At 35.4% G+C, this 2,142-nt stretch carries 2 protein-coding genes and 2 pseudogenes; all 4 read right to left on the reverse strand.

Translation table 11 applies throughout. The annotated features are described in order from the left end of the window. Positions 1–268: 268 nt before the first annotated feature. On the reverse strand, positions 269–469 hold the full coding sequence (locus tag SPD89_RS22615) for a hypothetical protein (RefSeq protein WP_336264206.1): 201 nt from the start codon (positions 467–469) through the stop codon (positions 269–271). Continuing rightward, positions 466–1,221: an IS21-like element helper ATPase IstB gene (gene istB, locus SPD89_RS22620; RefSeq protein ID WP_336264207.1), complete on the reverse strand. Its 756-nt coding sequence runs from the start codon at positions 1,219–1,221 to the stop codon at positions 466–468. The genes SPD89_RS22615 and istB overlap by 4 nt, the downstream gene beginning before the upstream one ends. Beyond that, positions 1,218–1,808, reverse strand: a pseudogene (locus SPD89_RS22625) (Mu transposase domain-containing protein); the annotation flags it as partial. The pseudogene SPD89_RS22625 and the gene istB, both read right to left, overlap by 4 nt. 81 nt (positions 1,809–1,889) lie before the next feature. After that, positions 1,890–2,142: pseudogene (locus SPD89_RS22630) on the reverse strand (IS21 family transposase); the annotation flags it as partial.

The raw sequence follows: 2,142 nt of genomic DNA on the forward strand, positions 1-2,142 counted from the left end.
TTGATTACAGCCACCTAAATGTACCAGCCTTGCCATTGTTTTTACCAGAGAGTGACAAGGAATTTACCACTCATTGCCAACCAGTTTACCAATATACCAATATACAAAAAGTTGAGTATTGGGGATAGATTTGAACTACCTTTGTCGAGCTTAGAACCATTGTTTGCGGATATTAGAACCAGTAAGGGTGGGAATAAGAGCCACTGATTAATAATACACAGAATAATAAACAGCCATCGGAATATTGCCGTTCCAATGGCTGTCTGTTCTATCTAAATTTTTTCTCTTTTAATTGCTTATCAATAATCTCAATGGCTAAATTAACGAGTTCATCATGATCTAAATTCTCGTCCTCCATCCATACACAAGGAGGTAATAGCCTATCTACTATTTTCCTCATCACTTCATTAGGTAAATACCTGTGAAAAAAGTAATTAGCTATACGATTTTCAACTTCTGTTGGAATCATTTTGGTACCACCAATCCGTGACGTTCTCTCATCGAAACTTCCCCATCAATCAAAATTTGATAGGAATCATGAATGATTCGATCTAGGATAGCTTCTGCGATGGTTTCATTTCCTAGTTTCAAATGCCATCCGCTTGGGTCAATCTGCGAACAGAAAATAGTGGATGCTGTCTTATGACGAGATTCTGTGATTTCTAGTAAGATTGCAGCTTCATCTGTTGATAAATTTGTAAGCAACCACTCGTCCAAGATGAGTAAATTTACCTTTGTATATTTTTTAATCAATTTACGATAACTTCCATCTGCTGCTAATTTGGCAAGTGTAAGTTCATCTAGTAATTCCGGTAAACGAATATATTTGACTTTATAAAATTGACGACAAGCTGAAACTCCAAATGCAGATGCTAAGAATGATTTTCCTGAACCTGTAGGTCCTTTCAGAATGATATTGTGATATTCTTGAATATAAAGACCACTAGCTAATTTAAGAATTAATTCTTTATCTAGTTTACGATCTTCATGATATTCGATGTCTTCAATGCATGCCTTTGAATCTATGAAGGTTGCTGATTTAATCAAGCGTTGAAGTTTATTACTTCTTCGGCGTGAAAACTCTAAGTCTACTAATAACGAAAGACGATCCTCAAAAGACATCTTTTGAAATTCTTTATTACTAACTTGTTCTTTATAAGCCTCAGCCATTCCACTTAATTTCATTTCATGTAGTTTTGTTAGTGTTTGTTCATTCATCATTTGTCTTTTCCTCCATAGTAGGCAGCACCACGAGTGAAGCCATAGTTGTTTTTATTTATTTCAGATTTGCTTTTAAGTTCCTGTTCAGCGTCATCTTTCTTATTGTTCTTTAACATCGTTTGAATGCTTTTTACCGTTGGTCTTTTTGTGACAGAAATCACCATTTTACATGCTCGTTCAATTTCATACTTTGAGTAACGACGTTCTGATTTTTTTAATGAAAAAATAGATTGTAATGCTTGTTTTTCCGATTGGTAAGTATCAATAATATAGTGAATGAAACCCAAAGTTGAGACTCCTATACTTTCGGCCCATTCAATTGCCGCCTCTGGCGTTTGATCAACATATAGTTTATGATTATCTGGCATATGATCACGGACAGTGGATAATTGACCAAACTTTCCATATAATCGTTTATGAGAAGCTATCCGCATATGTTTGAAAAAAACCTCAACGAGACTGTCTGAAAGTTTGATTTCAACCTGTTGATTGATATATTCATATGGAACTGAATAAAACATGCTCTCAACAGAAATATGATAATCAGGACGTACTTTCGCTGTTTTCCATTCAGACATTTTATATGGTGTAGCTGGAAGGGGAGAAAGCGCAAATTTCTCCTCTTCTTCAAATGCTGAAAAGCGAGATCCCTTTTTACGAGTGAAGGATCACCGATTAAATTCATCAAGTTTTTTCCAAACCTCTTCATTCAACTCGTCAATGTTGAAACAATGAGAATTTCTTAAAGCTGCAATAATCCATGTGGAAATAACACCAACAGAGCCTTCGACACTAGCCTTGTCTTTTGGTGAACGAACTCGTGCAGGCATAACGATGGTATTATAATAGTCTGCCATCTCCTTGTAAGTGGGATTTAAGATTAATTCTTGAACAGTATGTTTTGTAACACTTGCTTTCAGG

This window comes from Pseudogracilibacillus sp. SO30301A, assembly GCF_037072025.1.
Taxonomy (GTDB): Bacteria; Bacillota; Bacilli; order Bacillales; family Amphibacillaceae; genus Pseudogracilibacillus.

Bases quoted from the DNA above. Each gene is read 5' to 3' on its own strand.
- SPD89_RS22615 (WP_336264206.1), bottom strand. From the start codon at position 469: ATGATTCCAACAGAAGTTGAAAATCGTATAGCTAATTACTTTTTTCAC.
- istB (WP_336264207.1), bottom strand. From the start codon at position 1,221: ATGATGAATGAACAAACACTAACAAAACTACATGAAATGAAATTAAGT.